This is a genomic window from Candidatus Pseudomonas phytovorans (assembly GCA_029202525.1).
GTDB lineage: Bacteria > Pseudomonadota > Gammaproteobacteria > Pseudomonadales > Pseudomonadaceae > Aquipseudomonas > Aquipseudomonas phytovorans.
Genome location: CP119325.1, coordinates 3561833 through 3579662, shown reverse-complemented (window position 1 = coordinate 3579662; position 17830 = coordinate 3561833). Strand labels below are relative to the sequence as shown.

Annotated in this window: 17 protein-coding genes; 3 read left to right on the top strand and 14 right to left on the bottom strand. The window is 60.8% G+C overall.

Going from position 1 to position 17830, the window contains the following annotated elements; genetic code table 11:
- Positions 1–1296 carry an FAD-binding oxidoreductase gene (locus tag P0Y58_15930; protein ID WEK28398.1) on the top strand — a complete coding sequence of 432 codons (1296 nt, stop codon included), beginning with the start codon at positions 1–3 and terminating at the stop codon, positions 1294–1296.
- A gap of 116 nt (positions 1297–1412) precedes the next feature.
- Here the strand turns inward: P0Y58_15930 and P0Y58_15925 are convergent, their stop codons facing one another.
- Together P0Y58_15925 and P0Y58_15920 are read right to left on the bottom strand one after the other, a co-directional pair.
- A complete protein-coding gene (locus tag P0Y58_15925; GenBank protein ID WEK28397.1) occupies positions 1413–1718 on the bottom strand; it encodes a DNA-binding transcriptional regulator in 306 nt (101 codons plus the stop codon).
- Complete coding sequence (locus P0Y58_15920; protein WEK28396.1) at positions 1699–2082, bottom strand: type II toxin-antitoxin system RelE/ParE family toxin; 384 nt, start codon at positions 2080–2082, stop codon at positions 1699–1701. The genes P0Y58_15925 and P0Y58_15920 overlap by 20 nt, the downstream gene beginning before the upstream one ends.
- A gap of 212 nt (positions 2083–2294) precedes the next feature.
- Here P0Y58_15920 and P0Y58_15915 point away from each other — a divergent pair, with 212 nt between their 5' ends.
- Entirely contained in the window at positions 2295–2972 is a 678-nt protein-coding gene (locus tag P0Y58_15915) for a DUF3313 domain-containing protein (GenBank protein WEK28395.1), read from the top strand.
- 125 nt (positions 2973–3097) lie between these two features.
- Here P0Y58_15915 and P0Y58_15910 read toward each other — a convergent pair whose 3' ends face one another.
- On the bottom strand, positions 3098–4474 hold the full coding sequence (locus tag P0Y58_15910; protein ID WEK28394.1) for an L-serine ammonia-lyase: 1377 nt from the start codon (positions 4472–4474) through the stop codon (positions 3098–3100).
- Positions 4475–4620: 146 nt separating this feature from the next.
- Between P0Y58_15910 and P0Y58_15905 the strand changes: the two genes are divergently transcribed.
- Complete coding sequence (locus P0Y58_15905) at positions 4621–5562, top strand: LysR substrate-binding domain-containing protein (protein ID WEK28393.1); 942 nt, start codon at positions 4621–4623, stop codon at positions 5560–5562.
- A 186-nt stretch (positions 5563–5748) separates the two neighbouring features.
- Here the strand turns inward: P0Y58_15905 and P0Y58_15900 are convergent, their stop codons facing one another.
- The 11 genes from P0Y58_15900 to P0Y58_15850 all read right to left on the bottom strand — a co-directional run bounded on the left by P0Y58_15900 (position 5749) and on the right by P0Y58_15850 (position 17798).
- On the bottom strand, positions 5749–7170 hold the full coding sequence (locus P0Y58_15900) for an undecaprenyl-phosphate glucose phosphotransferase (protein WEK28392.1): 1422 nt from the start codon (positions 7168–7170) through the stop codon (positions 5749–5751).
- 156 nt (positions 7171–7326) lie between these two features.
- A complete protein-coding gene (locus P0Y58_15895) occupies positions 7327–8085 on the bottom strand; it encodes a WecB/TagA/CpsF family glycosyltransferase (protein WEK28391.1) in 759 nt (252 codons plus the stop codon).
- Positions 8085–9272: a glycosyltransferase family 2 protein gene (locus P0Y58_15890; protein ID WEK28390.1), complete on the bottom strand. Its 1188-nt coding sequence runs from the start codon at positions 9270–9272 to the stop codon at positions 8085–8087. Before P0Y58_15890 ends, P0Y58_15895 begins: the two co-directional genes overlap by 1 nt.
- Positions 9269–10471, bottom strand: a complete 1203-nt coding sequence (locus P0Y58_15885) for a glycosyltransferase family 4 protein (GenBank protein WEK28389.1) — start codon at positions 10469–10471, stop codon at positions 9269–9271. Before P0Y58_15885 ends, P0Y58_15890 begins: the two co-directional genes overlap by 4 nt.
- A 49-nt stretch (positions 10472–10520) precedes the next feature.
- Complete coding sequence (locus tag P0Y58_15880) at positions 10521–11525, bottom strand: VirK/YbjX family protein (protein WEK33340.1); 1005 nt, start codon at positions 11523–11525, stop codon at positions 10521–10523.
- Between the two features lie 9 nt (positions 11526–11534).
- Entirely contained in the window at positions 11535–12512 is a 978-nt protein-coding gene (locus P0Y58_15875; protein WEK28388.1) for a glycosyltransferase family A protein, read from the bottom strand.
- 5 nt (positions 12513–12517) lie between these two features.
- The gene (locus tag P0Y58_15870; GenBank protein ID WEK28387.1) at positions 12518–13042 is read right to left on the bottom strand and encodes a serine acetyltransferase; all 525 of its coding nucleotides are present in this window, start codon (positions 13040–13042) and stop codon (positions 12518–12520) included.
- 8 nt (positions 13043–13050) lie between these two features.
- Positions 13051–14007: a glycosyltransferase family 2 protein gene (locus P0Y58_15865; GenBank protein ID WEK28386.1), complete on the bottom strand. Its 957-nt coding sequence runs from the start codon at positions 14005–14007 to the stop codon at positions 13051–13053.
- Positions 14000–14617, bottom strand: coding sequence for an acyltransferase (locus P0Y58_15860; protein WEK28385.1), 618 nt, complete (start codon positions 14615–14617; stop codon positions 14000–14002). The genes P0Y58_15865 and P0Y58_15860 overlap by 8 nt, the downstream gene beginning before the upstream one ends.
- A 102-nt stretch (positions 14618–14719) precedes the next feature.
- Entirely contained in the window at positions 14720–16186 is a 1467-nt protein-coding gene (locus P0Y58_15855) for a GMC family oxidoreductase (GenBank protein WEK28384.1), read from the bottom strand.
- Between the two features lie 235 nt (positions 16187–16421).
- The gene (locus P0Y58_15850; GenBank protein ID WEK28383.1) at positions 16422–17798 is read right to left on the bottom strand and encodes an oligosaccharide flippase family protein; all 1377 of its coding nucleotides are present in this window, start codon (positions 17796–17798) and stop codon (positions 16422–16424) included.
- Positions 17799–17830 lie beyond the last annotated feature (32 nt).

The following is a 17830-nucleotide window of genomic DNA, read 5'->3' as shown; positions in this document are numbered from 1 at the left end:
ATGTCTTTCGATTCCCGACACACTCCTTCGTACTACGCTGCCACGGCACGCAACGCAGCGCCCTACCCTAGCCTGGACGGCGAACTGACAGCCGATGTGTGCGTGGTCGGCGGCGGGTTGACCGGTGTCAACACTGCCCTGGAACTGGCTGAGCGCGGCTTGTCGGTGGTGCTGCTTGAGGGCCGGCGCATTGGCTGGGGCGCCAGCGGGCGCAATGGCGGCCAACTGATTCGCGGCATTGGCCATGACGTCAGCGGCTTTACCCGGCATGTCGGCCAGGAAGGCGTGCACTACCTGAAGCAGGCCGGGATCGATTCGGTGGCGCTGGTGGCCAGCCGCATCGCCCAGTACGGCATCGCTTGCGACCTACGCTGGGGGTTCTGTGAACTGGCCAACACACCCGACCAGTTCGCCACATTCAAGCACGAGCAGGATGACCTGGCAGCACTTGGCTATCGCCCTGAAACCCGCCTGGTAGGCCCTGGGCAATTGCATGAAATCGTCGCCAGCGACCAGTACGCCGGCGGCCTGGTAGATATGGGCTCGGGCCATCTGCACCCACTCGACCTGGTCCAGGGCGAAGCCCGTGCCGCCCATGGCCTGGGTGTACGCATCTTTGAGCAAAGCCCCGTGCTGCGTATCGAGCACGGCCCCCGCGTAACCTTGCACACGGCCCAAGGCAAAGTGCGGGCAAGTAGCCTGGTGCTGGGTTGCAACGCTCACCTCGATGAGCTGGAGCCACGGCTGAGCGGCAAGGTGCTACCGGCCGGCAGCTACGTGGTGGCCACCGAGCCATTGCCCGAGGCACTGGCTACTGCCCTGATCCCGCAGAACATGGCGCTGTGCGACCAAAAAGTTGGCCTGGATTACTATCGACTCACAGCGGACCGCCGTCTGCTGTTCGGCGGCGCCTGCCACTACTCCGGCCGCGACCCCAAGGACATCGCAGCCTACATGCGGCCCAAGGTGCTGAAGGTGTTCCCGCAACTGGCCAACGTGCGCATCGATTACCAGTGGGGCGGCATGATCGGCATCACCGCCAACCGCTTCCCCCAGGTCGGGCGCCTGAGCCAGCACCCGAACGTCTATTACGCCCAGGGCTATTCCGGGCACGGGCTGAACGTGACGCACTGGACGGCGAAACTGCTGGCCGAAAGCATCGCCCTCGGCCACAGCCAAGGCCTGGATGTGTTCAGCGCCGTGCCCCACCTGACTTTCCCAGGCGGCAAGGCGCTGCGCTCGCCGCTGCTGGCCTTGGGTATGCTGTGGTATCGATTACGAGAAGCGCTCGGTTGACAGCCTGCGGGCGGGCACGCTGCCTCTAGAAGCGAGCAAGCCCGCGATGCGCAAGATACCTGAGAAGAAGAACCTGACTCATTGTTTTGATGAAGCTGCTTGAAATTAGAATTACTTTAAAGAAGAACCTGCAATCCTTTGTTTTTGATCACATTCAATAGCTTCAAGGCTGGTCCTGAAGGGCTTGTTTCGCCCTGTTCCCACTTGCGTACGGTCGAAGCGCTGGTGTGCAGATGCATCGCAAATACCGGCTGACTGAAATTGAGTCTCTCACGCAAACGGCGTATGTCCAGAGCACTGAAATCTCGGACCGGCGCCGGGCACAACGCTTCGTAATCACGAAGCGTAAGCTTGCCTATCGCGCCGGCGTCATGAAGGGCGACAAGGTCCTCACGTAACGATTCAACCAGTTTGCTGCTCACAATCTACCTCCATCAACACACCTGCTTGCAACGCCCGACAGAGCGCTACCGGTGATAAATCCAGAAACACCTTACCCGCGAATCGCAGCGCTTTCTGCTCTTCATGCGTAATATTTGCCTTGTCGCTTTTAGCAAAGCCATGCAAGAAAACACATCGATCACCTATACGAACAGAGAGCAGGGTTCGATAACCGCTGCGCTTACCCGCACAATGCGCCGCCACACGCTTCTTGAACAATTCACCGCCCAGGCTTGCATCGACCAAGCCTCGGCACATTTCCTCTACTGCCTTGCAGAGCATCGCGTCACTCAGCCTGTGAGCAGCCTGCCAACGCGCAAAATCCTTGCGCTTGAAGATCTCCATAACCACATCCTAACCATACCCGTAACGGGCATATTTTTCCAAGAGTGGCTGCAGATGAAAAGCCAGTGAGATCCCAGGCCTCTGTAGGATTTTTCAACTATGCAACGCTCGCTACTCTCGAATCAGCAGTCCGAATTGAACCCGCCCACTGGCCAACTGTCATGCACCTGCTAGCGTTGTTCTGGCCGACTTCTCATGGATGCGCCTTCATCATGAAATCACTGCCTCGCATTACCCTGTTGTGCGCCGCATTGCTTGCCGTGACCGCCTGCTCCAGCAATCGCGTGGACCCCAAGGATTATTCCGGCTTCCTCAAGGATTACAGCCGGTTGCAGGAAGCCAAGAGCCCGTCCGGTGACCCGGTGATGCGCTGGATCGACCCCAAGGTCAATATCAACCAGTACAGCCAGGTGTTCATCGAGCCCAGCCAGTTCTACCCCAAGCCGCAGCCGACAGCGGTTATCACGCAGCAGACGCTGGGGGAAATCACCCGCTACTTCAATGAAGCCCTGCGTCGTGAAATCGGCAGCGTGATGCCGCTCGCCCAAGGCCCCGGCCCGGGTGTGATCGTGGTGCGCCCGGCAATCACGGCAGTGTCCACCAGTAATGAAGGGCTCAAACCCTACGAAGTGATCCCCATCGCGCTGATCGCGGCAGGCGTGAACACCGCAACGGGCGGCCGTGACCAGGATGTGGATGTGGGGGTGGAGGCAGCGTTCCTCGATGGGGCCAGCCAGAAGGTACTGGCCCAGGTGGTACGCAAAGGTGCGGGCCAGGAGCTGGAGAACGATACCCAGAAGCTGACTCTGAATGACGTCAAACCGGTGCTGGATGGCTGGGCCAAGGACATGCGCGCGAGCTTCCTGGAAGCGAAGCAGAAAGCCCGCTAAGAGTCGGCCGGACGCAGAACCTGTGGGAGCGGGTTCACCCGCGAAAAATCCAACACAGTGTATGGCACCGGCTTCGCCGGTGTTCGCGGCTAAAGACGCTCCCACAGGGTCCGCCCGTCAACGGCTCAGCACTCTACAAAAGCTACTGCCAAACCGCCGCGCGAGGTCTCTTTGTAGTTGGCATGCATATCCGCCCCGGTATCACGCATGGTGCGGATTACCCGGTCGAGCGAGATGAAATGCTCACCATCTCCACGCAACGCCATCTGCACGGCGTTGATCGCCTTCACCGCCGCAATCGCATTGCGCTCGATGCAAGGCACCTGCACCAAGCCACCCACTGGATCGCAGGTCAGCCCAAGGTTGTGTTCCAGAGCAATCTCGGCCGCGTTCTCCAGTTGCGGCGGCGTTGCCCCCAAGAGCTGGGCCAGGCCAGCGGCAGCCATCGAGCAGGCCGAGCCCACTTCACCCTGGCAGCCCACCTCAGCCCCCGAAATCGATGCGTTCTTCTTGCACAGGATGCCAACCGCCGCTGCCGCCAACAGGAAGTCCACTACATCTGCATCGCAAACCGTAGGGTTGAACTTCATGTAGTAGTGCAGCACCGCCGGGATAATGCCAGCCGCACCATTGGTGGGCGCTGTGACCATGCGCCCGCCTGCCGCGTTCTCTTCATTGACCGCCAGGGCGAACAGGTTCACCCACTCCATGGCGCTGAGGGTAGAGCCAATCACGTTGGGCTTGCCCAGCTCCTGCAGGCTGCGGTGCAGCCGAGCGGCGCGGCGTTTGACGTGCAGCCCGCCAGGCAGGATGCCTTCATTGCGCAGGCCGTTATCAACGCACTCACGCATGGCCGCCCAGATGCGCAGCAGGCCTTCACGTACTTCCGCTTCCGGGCGCCAGGCAAGTTCGTTAGCCATCATCAATTGCGCCACGCTCAAGCTGTGGGCTTTGCACAAGGCCAGCAACTGGGCAGCGCTGTCGAACTCATAAGGCAGCTCAATGGCGTTGCTTTCGCCTGCCGGGGCGTCGAGTTCGGCTTGCTCGACGATGAAGCCGCCGCCCACCGAATAGTAGGTCTGGTGCAGCAGGCTGCCTTGGCCGTCCATCGCTTCCAGGCTCATGGCATTGGGGTGGTAAGGCAGGTTCTCGTCGAGCAGCAACATGTCACGGCCATATTCGAATGCCAGCGGGTGGCTGCCATCCAGCATCAGGCAATGCTCCTGCAGTACCTGGCCAATGCGCGACTCGATGGTGGCCGGGTCGACACGGTCCGGCCACTGGCCCATCAGGCCGAGCAGGCAGGCACGATCGGTGGCGTGGCCAACCCCGGTGGCCGACAGTGAGCCATACAACCGCACTTCAACGCGCGTTACCCGCGCCAGCAGCCCCTGCTCACGCAGGGCCTGGGCAAACGTCGCCGCTGCCCGCATCGGGCCGACGGTGTGAGAGCTGGACGGCCCGATGCCGATTTTGAAAAGGTCGAAAACACTGATAGCCATGCTAATGCCTGACCGTGCCCTGATATGAATCCACAGCACGGTTATCTGAAGAAATTGAGCGGTATTGACATTTTGGGCGATACTGACGCGCTGGCTCACGGATGACCAACGAAAATTTCTAAGCAAGCCTTTAGCAGGACTAAACAATGCGACGACAACTCAATGGTCAGATGTTCGTCTGGCTGCATGTATTCGCCTGTGCAGCCCGGCACCTGTCCTTTACCCGCTGCGCCGAAGAGCTGCACATCACCCCAGGCGCGGTCAGCCAGCAGATGCGCCAACTGGAAGAACGCCTGGGTTACCGGCTGTTCCTGCGCCGGGCGCGCGGCGTAGAACTGAGCGCCGAGGGGCAACGCCTGGCCCAGACGGTGGCCGAGGCCTACGGCAGCATCGAGGCTGAACTGCTGCGCCTGGACGCCGGTGAAATTCGCGGCACCTTGCGCGTGCGCTCGATTCCGTCATTCCTGGCCAAATGGCTCACCCCGCGCCTGCCACGCTTCCAGCAGCGTTACCCGGACATCGAACTGCGCCTGGTGGCTGAAGACAGCGCCCAGGCCTTGACTCTGGGCGACTTCGACCTGGCAATCGACCTGAACGATGGCAGCTACCCTGGCATGCTTTCGACACCGTTGCTGGACGAACAGATCTTCCCGGTGTGCTCCCCCACCTTGCTGCGCGGGCGCCCTCCACTGCACGGGCCGGCGGACCTGGTGCACTACCCGCTGCTGCACGACATCACCGCCTGGCGTGGCAGTTCGGAGTATGCGGAGTGGGAGTTCTACCTTGAGGGGATTGGTGCCGCCGGCCTGAATGTGCGACGTGGGCATACCTTCAACCGCAATCACCTGACCATCGAGGCGGCGATAGCCGGTATCGGTGTGGCGATCGCCCGGCGCACGCTGCTGAACGACGAACTGGAGCGCGGCGCGTTGATCGTGCCGTTCGGCGTGCCGATCGCCAACCACAAACGCTACGTGGTGCATTACCCCCCAGGCGGGTTGAACCAGCCGGGTGCGCGGGCGGTGCATGACTGGCTGGTGGAGGAAGCGCGGGGGTTCAGGGAGTTGCATCCGCTGAACAAGGATTAACTTGCTCTCAAGGATAAATGCGATTCCTGTGGGAGCGGGCATGCCCGCGAAGCAAGCGACTCGGTACATGGCACCGGCTGCGCCGGTGTTCGCGGGCATGCCCGCTCCCACAGAGGTTGCGCATGCTGCTCATATTTTCTGCATGCCAGTTACCTGCACATCACAATGAGGCCAGCCGGAGGCCGCTCAATACGCCTGCTTGCCAGTAAAGGCGTTAAGGGTGCGCACCAGTATCACGAAGTCGAGCCACAGCGACCAGTTGTTGATGTACTCGATGTCCGAGTCCACGCGCTGGATCATCTGTTCGATATCCTTGGTCTCTCCCCTGAAACCGCGCACTTGCGCCAGGCCGGTCATGCCCGGTTTGATATTGTGGCGGGCAAAATAATCGACGATGTCCTGTGAGTATAACGTGTCATGTTGCAACGCATGTGGCCGCGGTCCAACCAGTGACATCTCCCCCGTCAGCACATTGAACAATTGCGGCAGTTCATCGAGGCTGGTGCGGCGGATAAACGCACCAATTTTAGTCAAGCGCGGGTCATTCTTCTGCGCCTGTTTGACCACGCCTTGATCCGGTTGGTGAACGTGCATGCTTCTGAACTTCCAGATACGGAACGACTCACCCGTCCAGCCCGTGCGTTCCTGGCGGAAGAATACGGGCCCGCGGCTGGTGAGTTTGATAGCCAGTGCAACGCCCAGCAGTACAGGCGACGCACACAGCAGTATCAATGCCGCCAATACCCGGTCTTCAATGTTCTTCAGGAACAGGCTCATGCCCGTCAGTGGTGTTTCAGACAACGTCAGCACAGGAATGCCGGCAATTTCCCGCACGCTGTGGTTGATCAGGCGTAATGAGAAAATATCCGGCACCCAGTTTACAGCGATGCATTTGTCGAGCAGCTTGAAGTACACATCGTTGATCACCTCTGAGCCCCCCAGCGGTGTCACCAGGTACACCGTGCGAATGCCATGCTGGGCAACGATTTCATCCAGGTCTGCAATGTGCCCGAGCACGGGCAGGCGCTGCTTGCCCTCGGCACTTTCGAGCACCTGCTCGCCTGTTTTGTCCGTCAGCACGCAGCCCAATACCCGTTCGCCAAACCAGGGGTTATTGCTGATTTTCTGATAAAGAAAATTGGCCAGGTCGCCATTGCCAATAATCAGAGCGTTGTCCAGGCGCGCATGCGCGGTAAAGCGCTTTTGCAGTTCACGTACCGCAAAATGCAAGAACAACTGGGCAATATAACCAATGATAAATAACTGCACGACCAACAACCGTGAATAGGTTTCACTCTGCTTGGTCAAAAAAGCCATCACCACAAGAAAGCAGAACGTTGCCGACCACGCCTTGAACAGGCGGAACGCTTTGATCGAAAGGCCAACGTTAGTGCGGTAGATTGCATAATGATCGTAAATGACCGCCAATGCGCCGATCAGCAACAGCAGCATGATTACATAGTCTGAGGTAATGTAACCGAACTGATCATAGATGAGGTACCAGGCAATACCGGTTACTGCAATACCGTCGAGCCCCGCCTGAATGGCGTTACTTACACTGCTTCTTCTTTGGAGTAAGGAACGACTGCTTCTGGGTTCGAAAACCATTTCAGACCTCATCTATTTGAGCGTAGCAAGTGCCGTCCACCAAACATCATGTCTTGAAAACAGCTGGTTCAACGCCAGTGAAGCAGGATCGTGCAGCCCCCAAGCCAATGCTCTCACTGTAGCAGCCACCCGCCATCAGCGCGGATTTTGGCCGATTCATACGGTGCCCCTGGCCGAATCGGCTGCCTTGCGACACAACAAGGTGCGTAGCAAGAACAATGGATTCCCAACCACGTAACGCATGAACAGACGTTTTGGCTCACGTAACAGCCGGTACGCCCACTCGCCACCCAAGTGCCGCAGCCACTGCGGTGCCCGGCTGACCTTGCCACCGAGGAAATCCAGGATCGCCCCGCCGCACACAATCAGGCATGGCCCGCCGACGGCTGCCAGCCTGGCGGCCACCGCTTCCTGCTTGGGCATGCCCATCCCCAGCACGATCAGTTCCGGTTGCTGCTCGCTGGCCAGTTGCAGGTAGGTGTCGATGCTGGCAAAGCCGTCGTGGACCGACACTGGCACCACGCCAAACAAGGCTTCGCTGCGCTGCACGGCCTGGTTCAGGTACGGCTGCTGAGTACCCCAGAACGCTACCCGTCGCCCGCGGTACGCTTCCATGAGGCTGGGGATGAAGTCGGTGCCATTCATGTTGAGACCAGGCTCCAGCCCCAACCGGCGATACAGGATCGCCATGCCAGAGCCGTCGCGCAACAGCACATCGGCCGCCGACAACGCCTGGCAATACGCGCCGTCGCGCACCACCAGGTTCATGGCGTGGGCATTGACGAAGCCCAGCACGGTTGCACAGGTCGGTGTGGCAAGCCTGTCGAGCAGGTGCTGCGCCGCGGCGTTGTCAGGCACCACTTCAAGGGTGTCAATAATACGCTTCCAGCGTTTCTGCCATTGCCATTGGGCCATCAGTCATCATCCCGTTTGGAGCGCACCCATTCGACCTGGCGCTTGATCAGGAACCCCAGGTACAGGGGGATCTTCCTGGCGGCGTAAAAAGGCGCATACAGCAGCACTGAAAACGGGACGAGTTCACGGCAGAAGCGTGCCCACGCCAGCAGCACGGCAAGGCCGAGCATGACCAGCGCAGCAAGCGCGATCCACGCAGGCGTCCCATGGCCTGTCAGCAGGTACGCCAGCCAGGTCACCAGATTCAGCCCGAGCAACGTCAGCACCAACAACGCCAAGGGTGGCACCAGCAAATCCAGCGTCATGGCCAGCAGGCTGCCGTTGCGCTGGCTGATAGCGACCAGCGCACGCTTGGGCGCATCGGCCAGCATCAATCCCAGGTGGCCATGTTCCCAGCGGGTGCGCTGGCTGTTCATGCCTTGCTGGCTGGCAGGAAACTGGCTGGTAACCAGCGCTTCAGGGCAAAAAAGCGGCGGCTTGCCTTGCTGGCACAGGTCCAGGCCCAGCTTTACATCTTCCACCAAGTGCCCATTGGCCAGGTTGATCAAGGCCAGGTCGTGCCAACCGAACGCCATGCCTGCCCCCATCAGCTGGCATGGTAGCCCCAGCCGCGCCCAGCCACGCGGGCGCACCAGGTTCTTGACCCGCCAGGCAAACTCGGCCACCTGCACCTTCAGCCCGCTACCGGCAGGAGCGCGCATCAGGTACAGCGCTTGTACCGGGCGCTGGGCCTGATGGTATCGACGCGCCAGGCAGTCAATCGCCCCTTCGCTTACCTGGCAGTCGGCATCCACCACAATCACCACCTCGGGCGGCAACTCGGCCAGGTGGCGTACGCCGAAGTCCAGGGCGTAGCCTTTGCCACGCAGCACCGTATCAAAGCGCTCCACCACCTCGGCGCCGGCCTCGCGGGCCAGCTGCGCCGTGTCATCAGTGCAGTTGTCGGCCACCACCAGCAAGCGGTCACCTGCCAGTAACTGCGGGGTAATGCTCGCCAGCGTTGCACGAATGATTGCAGCCTCATCATGTGCCGGGACCAGCACAGCCACCCGAGGGCGCACACTGATGCCCAAGGGCCGGGTGCGCGGCGGCAGGCAAGCCAGCAGCATCTGCAGGAAAAATACCGACACAGGCACAAGGGCGATCACCGCCAACAGGCCCAGTAACCAACTCAATACACTCATCATGCGGATGCCTTGAAGTAACCGGCCAGCTTGGCTGCCTCGGTGTCGATATCATGCCGTTGCAGCACGCGCTGGTAGGCCGCCTCGCCCATGCGCTGCAGTTCTTCGGCGGGTTGCGCAAGGCATTCGGCCATGGCCTGCGCCAGTTCGTCCACGGCGCCAGCGGGGAACAGCCAGCCGTTCTCGCCCGGGCGCACCAGCTCCGGGATACCAGCCACATAGGTGGTCAGCACCGGCCGACGCAAGGCCATGGCCTCCATGATCACCACCGGCAAGCCCTCGGCGAAGCTGGGCAATACCAGTGCACGAGCGGCAAGTATTTCCTCGCGCACCTGCGCGCTGCTGATCCAGCCGGTGATGCGAACGTGCTGCTGCAAACCGTGCCGGGTAATCAGCGCCTCGATCTGCTCGCGCATCTCACCATCCCCCGCCAGAACCAGCTCGAAGGCGATCGACTGTGCCGCAAGCTGACGCGCCCCCTCCAGCAGCAACAGCTGGCCTTTCTGTTCACAGAGCCTCCCGACGCACACCAGCCGTGGAGTTGCCGGCAGATTGACCGGCGCTACCTCATGGAAACCTGGTTCCAGGCCGCAATGCACCACTTTCACCTTGGCCCAATGCTCGTGTGCCACCCAGCGAAACAGCTGGCTGCGCCCGTAAGAACTCACCGCTGCAACAAAGGCCGCACGCCGCACTTTCTCGCCCAAGTGCAAAAACTGCGGTTTATCGAACTCTTCCGGCCCATGCACGGTAAAGCTGTACGCTGGGCCACCCAGCAAATTGGCCAGCATCACCACCTCGGTAGAGTTGGTGCCAAAATGGGCATGCACGTGTCTGGCCTCACCAGCCTGCAGCCACTGCAATACCTGGCAAGCTTCGGCCAGGTAGACCAGGTGGTAGGGCCACGCGCGATCAGCGCGCAGGCCAAGGCGCAGGGCCAGTCTCAAGGCCTGGAAAAAGCGCTGCGGTTGCGCGCGCAGCACCTGCAATGTAGGCGTCAGCAACCCCTTGATGCCGCCTTGCAACACATAACGGGTCTTGGCCCGCTCGGCTGTGTCCTCGGGGTCCTGCAACTCGGCGTCCCACCCCCGCAGCGCAATGCGTTGTACCGCGACGCCCTGGCGCTCCAGCGCCAGTATCTCGCGGCGGATGAAACTGTGGCTGACCTTCGGGTACTGATTGATGAAGTAAGCGATGCGCATACGTATCCAGATCCAAACCCGCTTGATGACCTACCTCCCCTGCCAACCTTCACTTCAGGCTGTCGACTATGGGCGGTCTGTCTACTGCCGATGCACTCACAGCAAATGCATCCCCCTGTTTTCCTTGTAGTCCAAGGTTGTGACTGCTGCTTGGCAATGCGGCCTGCAAGTGCGCGAAAACATCGTCGAGCATTGCCTGGCGACGTCGGTACATCGCCCGTTTCTTCGCTGGAATGTCGGTTTCCGCCCGCTGCGCCGGGGCCAGCGGGAGGGTGAAAAAATCTGCATGATTCGATGCACTGGCGCCGTGTTCCTGCCAGATGACGTCATAGTTGGCCGCAAGGTCCTGCCCCTTGTCGTTGCCAAAATACGCATGCCGATGGTGCCGGCACTCATCGCTGACCGCGTACAGGTGCGCGACGCCCAGCGCTCGGGCAAGGTATTTCAGTGCTTCGAGCACCAGGCTGCGTGGGCGTAGGCCCTCAAAGTCCTTGGTCAGGTCGCGGTAGATCGCCAGCGAGGTTTCGCTGTCGATGCCTTTGTGAATACCCTGCACGGCCCCGATGAACATGGACAGTTCGCCTTGGCTGCGGCACAGGGTGAACGCCAGTGACGCCACGCGCAGGTCGCCTTGAAACAGGTTCAGTACCAACTCGCCTTCTCGCTTGAACCAGATCGGCCGGTCCAGCACCAGGCGGCAGCCGGGTGAATGACTGGACAGCTCGCACAGCGTCAGGCTTTCGTCCCGCCCTAGCAGCAACAGCGTAGGGAACTGACCGGCCAGCACCTCGAAGTGCGAAGCTACCACCGCCAGGCGCTGCGGGGCTTCCCAGCATTTGCTGAGATAAGGCCACTGCACGACACCAATGCAGTCCACGCCCAGCCGCTGCATCCCTTGCTCGCCAAGCGCTGCCGTCATGCGCTGCATGAAACCATTCAGCTCAGGCCATTGCCTGGCAATCTGCCGTGTCAACTTGTACTTGTTGTTCAACGCCCGCAACGAGTAGCCCGGTTGCAAGGTAAACACGCTTTTCACGAGGGTGCCGAGCATCATGGTCATCTCTCACTTGTACTCGATCAAAGCCGATTTGCCGGCCGCGAAGCGGTGGCGCAAGAACTTCAGCTGGCCGAGCATCTCCGGGAACTTGCCCAACACCAGGAACACTGCCTGCAGCCAGTTTTCCCGCGCCGACTTGCCACCGCGGCGTGCCAGGCGCACAGCCTGCAGCGGGTAGATCAGCAGCAGCAGCAGGCCCCAGCTACCCAGCAGCAGGCAGGCCAGCGCGATCACCAAGGGTATGCCCAAACCCCATAACCAGGCCCGACGCGACTCGCGCAACCAGTGTTGCTCGGGCGGCTGGCCATGCAGGTAGGCGCCTTCGGCATAGGCATGGCCGGCACGCAGGCTACGCCGCCACCATTGGCTGAAACGGGTCATGGCGGCGTCGTGCAGGGTCATCTCGGCGGCCAGGCGCCAGACCTTCCAGCCCTTGGCCCGCAAGCGCACGCACAGTTCAGGCTCCTCGCCGGCAATCAGATCGGCGCGAAAGCCCCCGACAGCGGCAAAAGCGTCTGCCCGCATCAGCGCATCGCCACCGCACGCCTTGGCCTCACCAATGGGGGTATCCCACTCCAGGTCGCACAACAGGTTGTACACCGACCGTTCCGGGAAGCGCTCCCGCCGGCGGCCACACACCACCGCCACCTCGGGATGGTGCTCGAGAAACAGCTGCGCCGTGGCCAGCCAGTGGGCATCCACCTCGCAATCGCCATCAACAAACTGCACCAGCTGCATCGCAGGCATTAGCTGCTGCAAGGCGCTGAAGCCTTCGTTACGGGCGCGCGCGGCGGTGAACGGAATGGTCATGTCCAGCGCCAGTACTGCCACCCCCAAGCTGCGGGCCAACTGCAGCGAGCTGTCGGTGGAGCCCGAGTCGACATACATGACCTTGCCCGCACCGTTTACCAGCGAACGCAGGCAGCGCTCCAGGCGCGGGCCCTCGTTGCGGCCAATGACCACCACACCGATTGCTGTCGCCATGGGCCTCACTCGACGGGCGCCGTAGCGGCTGGCTGCCTGGACTTGATGGTGGCCGGCACCCCTACTGCCAGGGAGTTGTCCGGCACATCTACCAGCACCACAGCATTGGCGCCGATGATCACGTTGTTGCCAATCCGGATGCTGCCCAGCACCTTGGCCCCTGTTCCAATATCAACGTTGTTGCCAAACACCGGGGCGATCGGCTCGTCGACATTCTTCAAACCCACCACCACACCGTTGCGGATACGGCAGTCATCGCCAAACCGGGCATAGCCACTGATGACGATGCCGCCAAAATGGTCGATGACGAAGTTGCGGCCGATCACCACTTCGCACGGCAGTTCGATACCGGTGATGATCTGCACGAACTTGAACAGCACCTTGTAGATCAGCGAGAGGATTTTGCGCAGCAGTGCCGGGCGCACGGTGTAGCGCCAGCGGCCAAAGCGGTACACCAGCAATACCCAGAAACCCTGGGCGCCCCAATCTCCGCCATGGGCCCGCAGATCGGCACGAATATTCTCGAACATGGCTCTACCTACCTTGTCGGTTGGCTGGCGTAGCGGGTCTTGAACAACAGAGACCAGGTCGCCCGGCAATGACGCCAGCAGGCGTTAATCGCGCCCCAGCCGCGTCGCTTCAACAGCGCCTTGAGTGCCAGCACCATGTCCCCCAGGGTGACCAGCAGCATGTGCAGGGCAAGCCCCGCTGCTCCGTGGTGTTTGCGGAAATACAACAGCTCGCTTTCAATCTGGTAGGACGATATCTGCCGGCTGGCCGCCTCCAGCTCCGCCACAGACTTGGAGCTTTCACCACCGATGTGCACGACCGTGGTATGCGGGTAGTACACCACTTTCCACCCCGCCTCCTTCACCCGCTTGCAGTGGTCCACCTCTTCGTAATAAAGGAAGTAGCGCGGGTCAAACAGGCCAACCTTGTCGAGTACTTCGCGGCGAACCAGGTAGAAGCAACCCGGCAACCAGTCGCACTCGCGCACCGAGGCGTGGTCCCAGGTCATTTCATCGACCATCTTCAACCCCGGGAAGAACCGCCCCAACCCGGTACGCCCGACGAAGACATTGAGCGGCGTAGGGAAGTAGCGGCAGCTGGGCTGCAGATCGCCGTCGCGGCCCTCCAGGCGCACCCCCAGCACGCCGCACTCCGGGTGCGCGTCCATGTAGTCGAGGGTTTTTTGCAGGGAGTCGACGGCAACGAAGGCATCGGTATTGAGCAGCAAGGCGTACTTGCCCTTGAGGTGCGCCAGCAACTGGTTGTTGGCCCGGCCAAAACCCACGTTTTGTTTATTGCTCAGCAGCAGTGCTTCGGGGCACACCTGCGCCATGCGCTGCACCGAATCATCGCGCGAGGCGTTGTCCACCACCAGATAGCTGGCCAGCCGCTCGCTGTCGGCCCGGCGCAGCGCATCGAACATCGGCTGCAGCAGCCCGGCGGTATTGAAGTTGACCACCATGACATCCACCGGTTTGCTAGCCATTTTTGCTGTCCCCGAAGAAGTATTGGCGCCTTTGCGCCATCAGCTGCGGTTCCACTTCCGGGTCGTAGGCGCCATTGCGCTGCTTGACCAGGTCGATCCATGGGTAGGATTCACAACGTGCCTCGACCCGCTGGATCAGCTGTTCGGTGGTACAGATGAACACGGCCGGGTTACCACCATAGACAGTGCCGGGGGGCACGTCCTTGGTCACCACTGCACCTGCAGCCACGATGGATTCAGGCCCGATGGTCACCCGGGGCATCACGATCGCACCATGGCCGATGAAGCAGTTGTCCTTGATATCGATAAAACCGACCGAATCAAGGTGCTTGCCGAAGCGGTGCTCGATCAGCAGTACCACCCCGTCATGACCAATCAGCGTGCAGTCAGACAAGCCTACGCTGTTACCGATGCGTACCAGCGAGGGGTCGAGAAACTTGCAGCCTGTATTGACGAAAAAGTTGCTGCCGACCGAGTGAAAATTACCCCAACGGGCGAGGTAGGCGCCCCATTCAAGCCCTGAAGGCTTGCAGAACCTCCTGTAGAAGGTGCCCCACCGCCCTGTTGCATGGGCATAGTGCGCCACTGCCTTGCGTATCCATCCCTTCATACTCCCTGGCCTCGCGATCTGAACAATCTTAAGTGTCCTGAGGCGTTCCGGTCTCGTTCTTTTAGGTGCTGACCGCAGCGCACTCTCCATGTACAACCTGCATCACGCAGCGGCGCCGCTGGCCGCTCTCATCTTGGTATCGAGGTGGTCGGCCAGCCGCACGGCAAACTGCAACAGCGGCATGGTCGGGTTGGAGGCGCCGCCTTTGGCGAAGATACTGCTGCCGGCGACATACAGGTTTTCGGTACCGAACACCTTGCAGTTGGCATCGACAACGCCGAACTGCGGCGAAGCAGCCATGCGTGTGGTGCCCATGTGGTGGGCGTGCGGTGCCATCTTCAGTGGGATCGAAGTGTCGTAGACAAAGTCGTTCAGCTTGATGAACCCCAGGTCCATGTCAGCGAACTGCTTGGCCAGCTCGCTGCCAATGCACTTGATGGTGTGCCGGTCATCGGCGGTCAGCGCCCAGTTGACATTGACCTTGGCCACGCCCAGCGCGTCCTTCTCGCCCAGCAGCGAAATACGGCTGTGCAGGTTGGGGAATTGCTCGATCATGGTGCTGATCACGCCGTCACCGGGGCAACTGAACTTGGCCACGAACGCCACCTTGCTGGCAAAGCCCCAGTCACAGGCCAGGTTTTCGAGAAAATGCTTTACCTCGGCAGTGCGCCCATAGGTTTGCACGTCGGCCAGCAAGGCGGCGGTGACGTTGCCTTTACCCGCCTTGTACTCGTCGACGAACGCATCGGTCGTGTAGTACTGGCGTGGCTCCGGATCCTGCCCTGACTTGAGGATGAACGTGCCCAGGTCGATGTTCAGGTGCTCCATGAAACATCCGCCAGTCAGGCCGTCCTTGCTCACAAGCCCCGCCGCTTGCAATGACTCGCTGTTGAGCAGTTGCCGGGCATTCTCGATTGCGCCCGTGGCCAGAATGAATTGCCGGGCAACCAGGCGCTGGCGATTACGCTCATAGTCAGACAACACCACCGCAGTGAGGTGCCCGGACCTCTTGTCGAACTCCAGGTCCACGCAGTTGCAGTTGATGAATACGTCCAGGCCTTTGGTCTGCTCCAGGGCGGTGGCGTATTTCTGGGCAAATCGCGTGGGCGTGCTGAGCAGGAAGCGGTCAGGCTCGAAATCACCGCCGTTGAGGCCGGTGTTCATCGCATGAAAGTCCGACCCGGGCGGCAAGTCGACGATGTCCATGGCGGCCGGCAGGTAGCCTTCGATCTCCGAGTAAGGGATCGGCCAACCCGGCAGGTCTCCCGGGGGAGCGATGGTGAAATCGGAAGGGGTAAAGGGCCGGCAGCGGCCTGCCCAGTGGTTCGAGGTGCCCCCCAGATAACGCAGGCGGGTTTCCTCGGCATATAGCTCCAGGCCGGTAGAAGCACAGGCATACAGGCCTTGCGAGTGCGGCGAGTACTCACGCCCCCCGCCTTCGGCGAGCAATACGCTCCAGCCGGCAGCGGCCAGTCGCAGGCCAAGGGTAATCCCGGCCGGCCCTGCACCAATGATGCAGAAATCATAGTGGTCACGAAGGGTTTGGTGCTGCTGATAATCCTTGATCATGCGTGCTCGTTCCGAAAGTAGCGGGACGGCAATACCCAGCCGTTGATCACCACGTACCCGGTCTTTTCGGCAGGCTTGCCCGCAATAGCCGTGGCAGCGCTGAACACCGCGCTACCCACGCCCAGCAAGACACAACTCTGGAGAAAGCCTCTACGCCCCAACTGCCCAGAACAAAAAGTGAGCTTCCCCATGATTCCGTGCCCTGTCCCCGTAAATGTTTCACTCAGCCGGCCTGTCACAGCCAGTTGAAAAAGCTTGTCAGCAATGCCCCGCACAGCGCCCCGACCGCCAACATCGGCAATACCACCAGCTCACGCTTGAGGCTGAAGATATCCAGCTTGCAATTGACGTACACGATCAGCACCAGCGTCGGCACGGTATGCAGGGCAACCCCCCAGATCGCCCAATCAACGCCGCCCATCGCCTGCAACAGCGGTAGCAACGCCCACAGCGAGACCAGGCGGATAATGTTGTCCATGGCCTGGTACTTGGTCAGCCCCAGGGCAATCCACACCTGATGTGCCAATGTATAGCGCAATGTGAGGAACGACAGCGAAAGAATTGCCAGCATCGGGCCAGCTTCACTGTAACGTTCGTCGTACATCCAGCCGATCAGCAGAGGGCTGGCGGTCAAAAAACCGCCGCAGATGAACAACACCAGCAGGTCGACCAGCAAACGGAAGCGATGATAAAGCGCCTTAAGGCGCTCCTTGTCGTCGGCACGGGCTGCTTCGCTGAAGGCGGGCAGCGCCACGGCCCCGACGATTTTCATCAGTGCCGTCTGCACCGCGCCAAGGATCAGCACGGCAATCGAGTACACGCCCAGCTGCGCCGCCGACATGCTGGCGCCAAACAGGATACGGTCACCGTACATGGCCAGCACACCCACCATCGACGACAACAGGATCCAGCGGCCGAACACAATCAGTTCAGTCAGCGCCGTGCGGTCCCAGCGCAGATGGTTATTCGGCCCTTCAAGGGCGGTATGGCCCAACACGGTCCACGCCACGGCCGAAACCACACCGGCGATCACCAGCGCCCAGATCGAGTGAGTGAGCAAACCGAGCACCAGCATCACCACCAGGCCGGCCACTTGCGACGCAAGGTCCACCAGCACCACGCGCTTCTGTTGGAAAGTTCGTACAGCCACATCTATCTTGGTGGACTGGAAACCCCAGATCACCGCCGACAGCCCGGTCACCGCCAGCACCATCGGTAATACAGGAGCGGCATAGGTGGAGTCTGCCGGCCACAGTTCGGCCACTTGGGCCAGCCATGCACCGAGGGCCAGCAGCAAGGTCAGGCCGAACAGCAGGAAGCCGCGGATGATCTGCACGGTCCATGCGGTATTGAGAAAGTCCGGGTCGTCACCCCGGTGGCTCTGGATGATGTTCTGCCGCAGCCCGACGTCTGACAGCAAATGCAGGAGTACCGAAACGGTGGTGGCGATGACCATCACCCCGAACATTTCCGGTAACAGCAAACGGGCCATGATCAGGTTGCCGCCAAGGCGCATGACCTGTGATGCCACCTGCGATACCAGGTTCCACGACCCGGCCCTCATGGCCCGCTGGCGCAGGCTTGCGGAGGCTGACACATCAATCGACGGCATGACTTCAATCTCTGACTGATTGGCTAAAAGTC

Bases quoted from the DNA above. Each gene is read 5' to 3' on its own strand.
- P0Y58_15880 (WEK33340.1), bottom strand. From the start codon at position 11,525: ATGATGCTCGGCACCCTCGTGAAAAGCGTGTTTACCTTGCAACCGGGC.
- P0Y58_15875 (WEK28388.1), bottom strand. From the start codon at position 12,512: ATGGCGACAGCAATCGGTGTGGTGGTCATTGGCCGCAACGAGGGCCCG.
- P0Y58_15855 (WEK28384.1), bottom strand. From the start codon at position 16,186: ATGATCAAGGATTATCAGCAGCACCAAACCCTTCGTGACCACTATGAT.
- P0Y58_15930 (WEK28398.1), top strand. From the start codon at position 1: ATGTCTTTCGATTCCCGACACACTCCTTCGTACTACGCTGCCACGGCA.
- P0Y58_15895 (WEK28391.1), bottom strand. From the start codon at position 8,085: ATGGCCCAATGGCAATGGCAGAAACGCTGGAAGCGTATTATTGACACC.
- P0Y58_15900 (WEK28392.1), bottom strand. From the start codon at position 7,170: ATGGTTTTCGAACCCAGAAGCAGTCGTTCCTTACTCCAAAGAAGAAGC.
- P0Y58_15890 (WEK28390.1), bottom strand. From the start codon at position 9,272: ATGATGAGTGTATTGAGTTGGTTACTGGGCCTGTTGGCGGTGATCGCC.
- P0Y58_15920 (WEK28396.1), bottom strand. From the start codon at position 2,082: ATGGAGATCTTCAAGCGCAAGGATTTTGCGCGTTGGCAGGCTGCTCAC.
- P0Y58_15865 (WEK28386.1), bottom strand. From the start codon at position 14,007: ATGGCTAGCAAACCGGTGGATGTCATGGTGGTCAACTTCAATACCGCC.
- P0Y58_15905 (WEK28393.1), top strand. From the start codon at position 4,621: ATGCGACGACAACTCAATGGTCAGATGTTCGTCTGGCTGCATGTATTC.
- P0Y58_15910 (WEK28394.1), bottom strand. From the start codon at position 4,474: ATGGCTATCAGTGTTTTCGACCTTTTCAAAATCGGCATCGGGCCGTCC.
- P0Y58_15870 (WEK28387.1), bottom strand. From the start codon at position 13,042: ATGTTCGAGAATATTCGTGCCGATCTGCGGGCCCATGGCGGAGATTGG.
- P0Y58_15915 (WEK28395.1), top strand. From the start codon at position 2,295: ATGAAATCACTGCCTCGCATTACCCTGTTGTGCGCCGCATTGCTTGCC.
- P0Y58_15860 (WEK28385.1), bottom strand. From the start codon at position 14,617: ATGAAGGGATGGATACGCAAGGCAGTGGCGCACTATGCCCATGCAACA.
- P0Y58_15850 (WEK28383.1), bottom strand. From the start codon at position 17,798: ATGCCGTCGATTGATGTGTCAGCCTCCGCAAGCCTGCGCCAGCGGGCC.
- P0Y58_15885 (WEK28389.1), bottom strand. From the start codon at position 10,471: ATGCGCATCGCTTACTTCATCAATCAGTACCCGAAGGTCAGCCACAGT.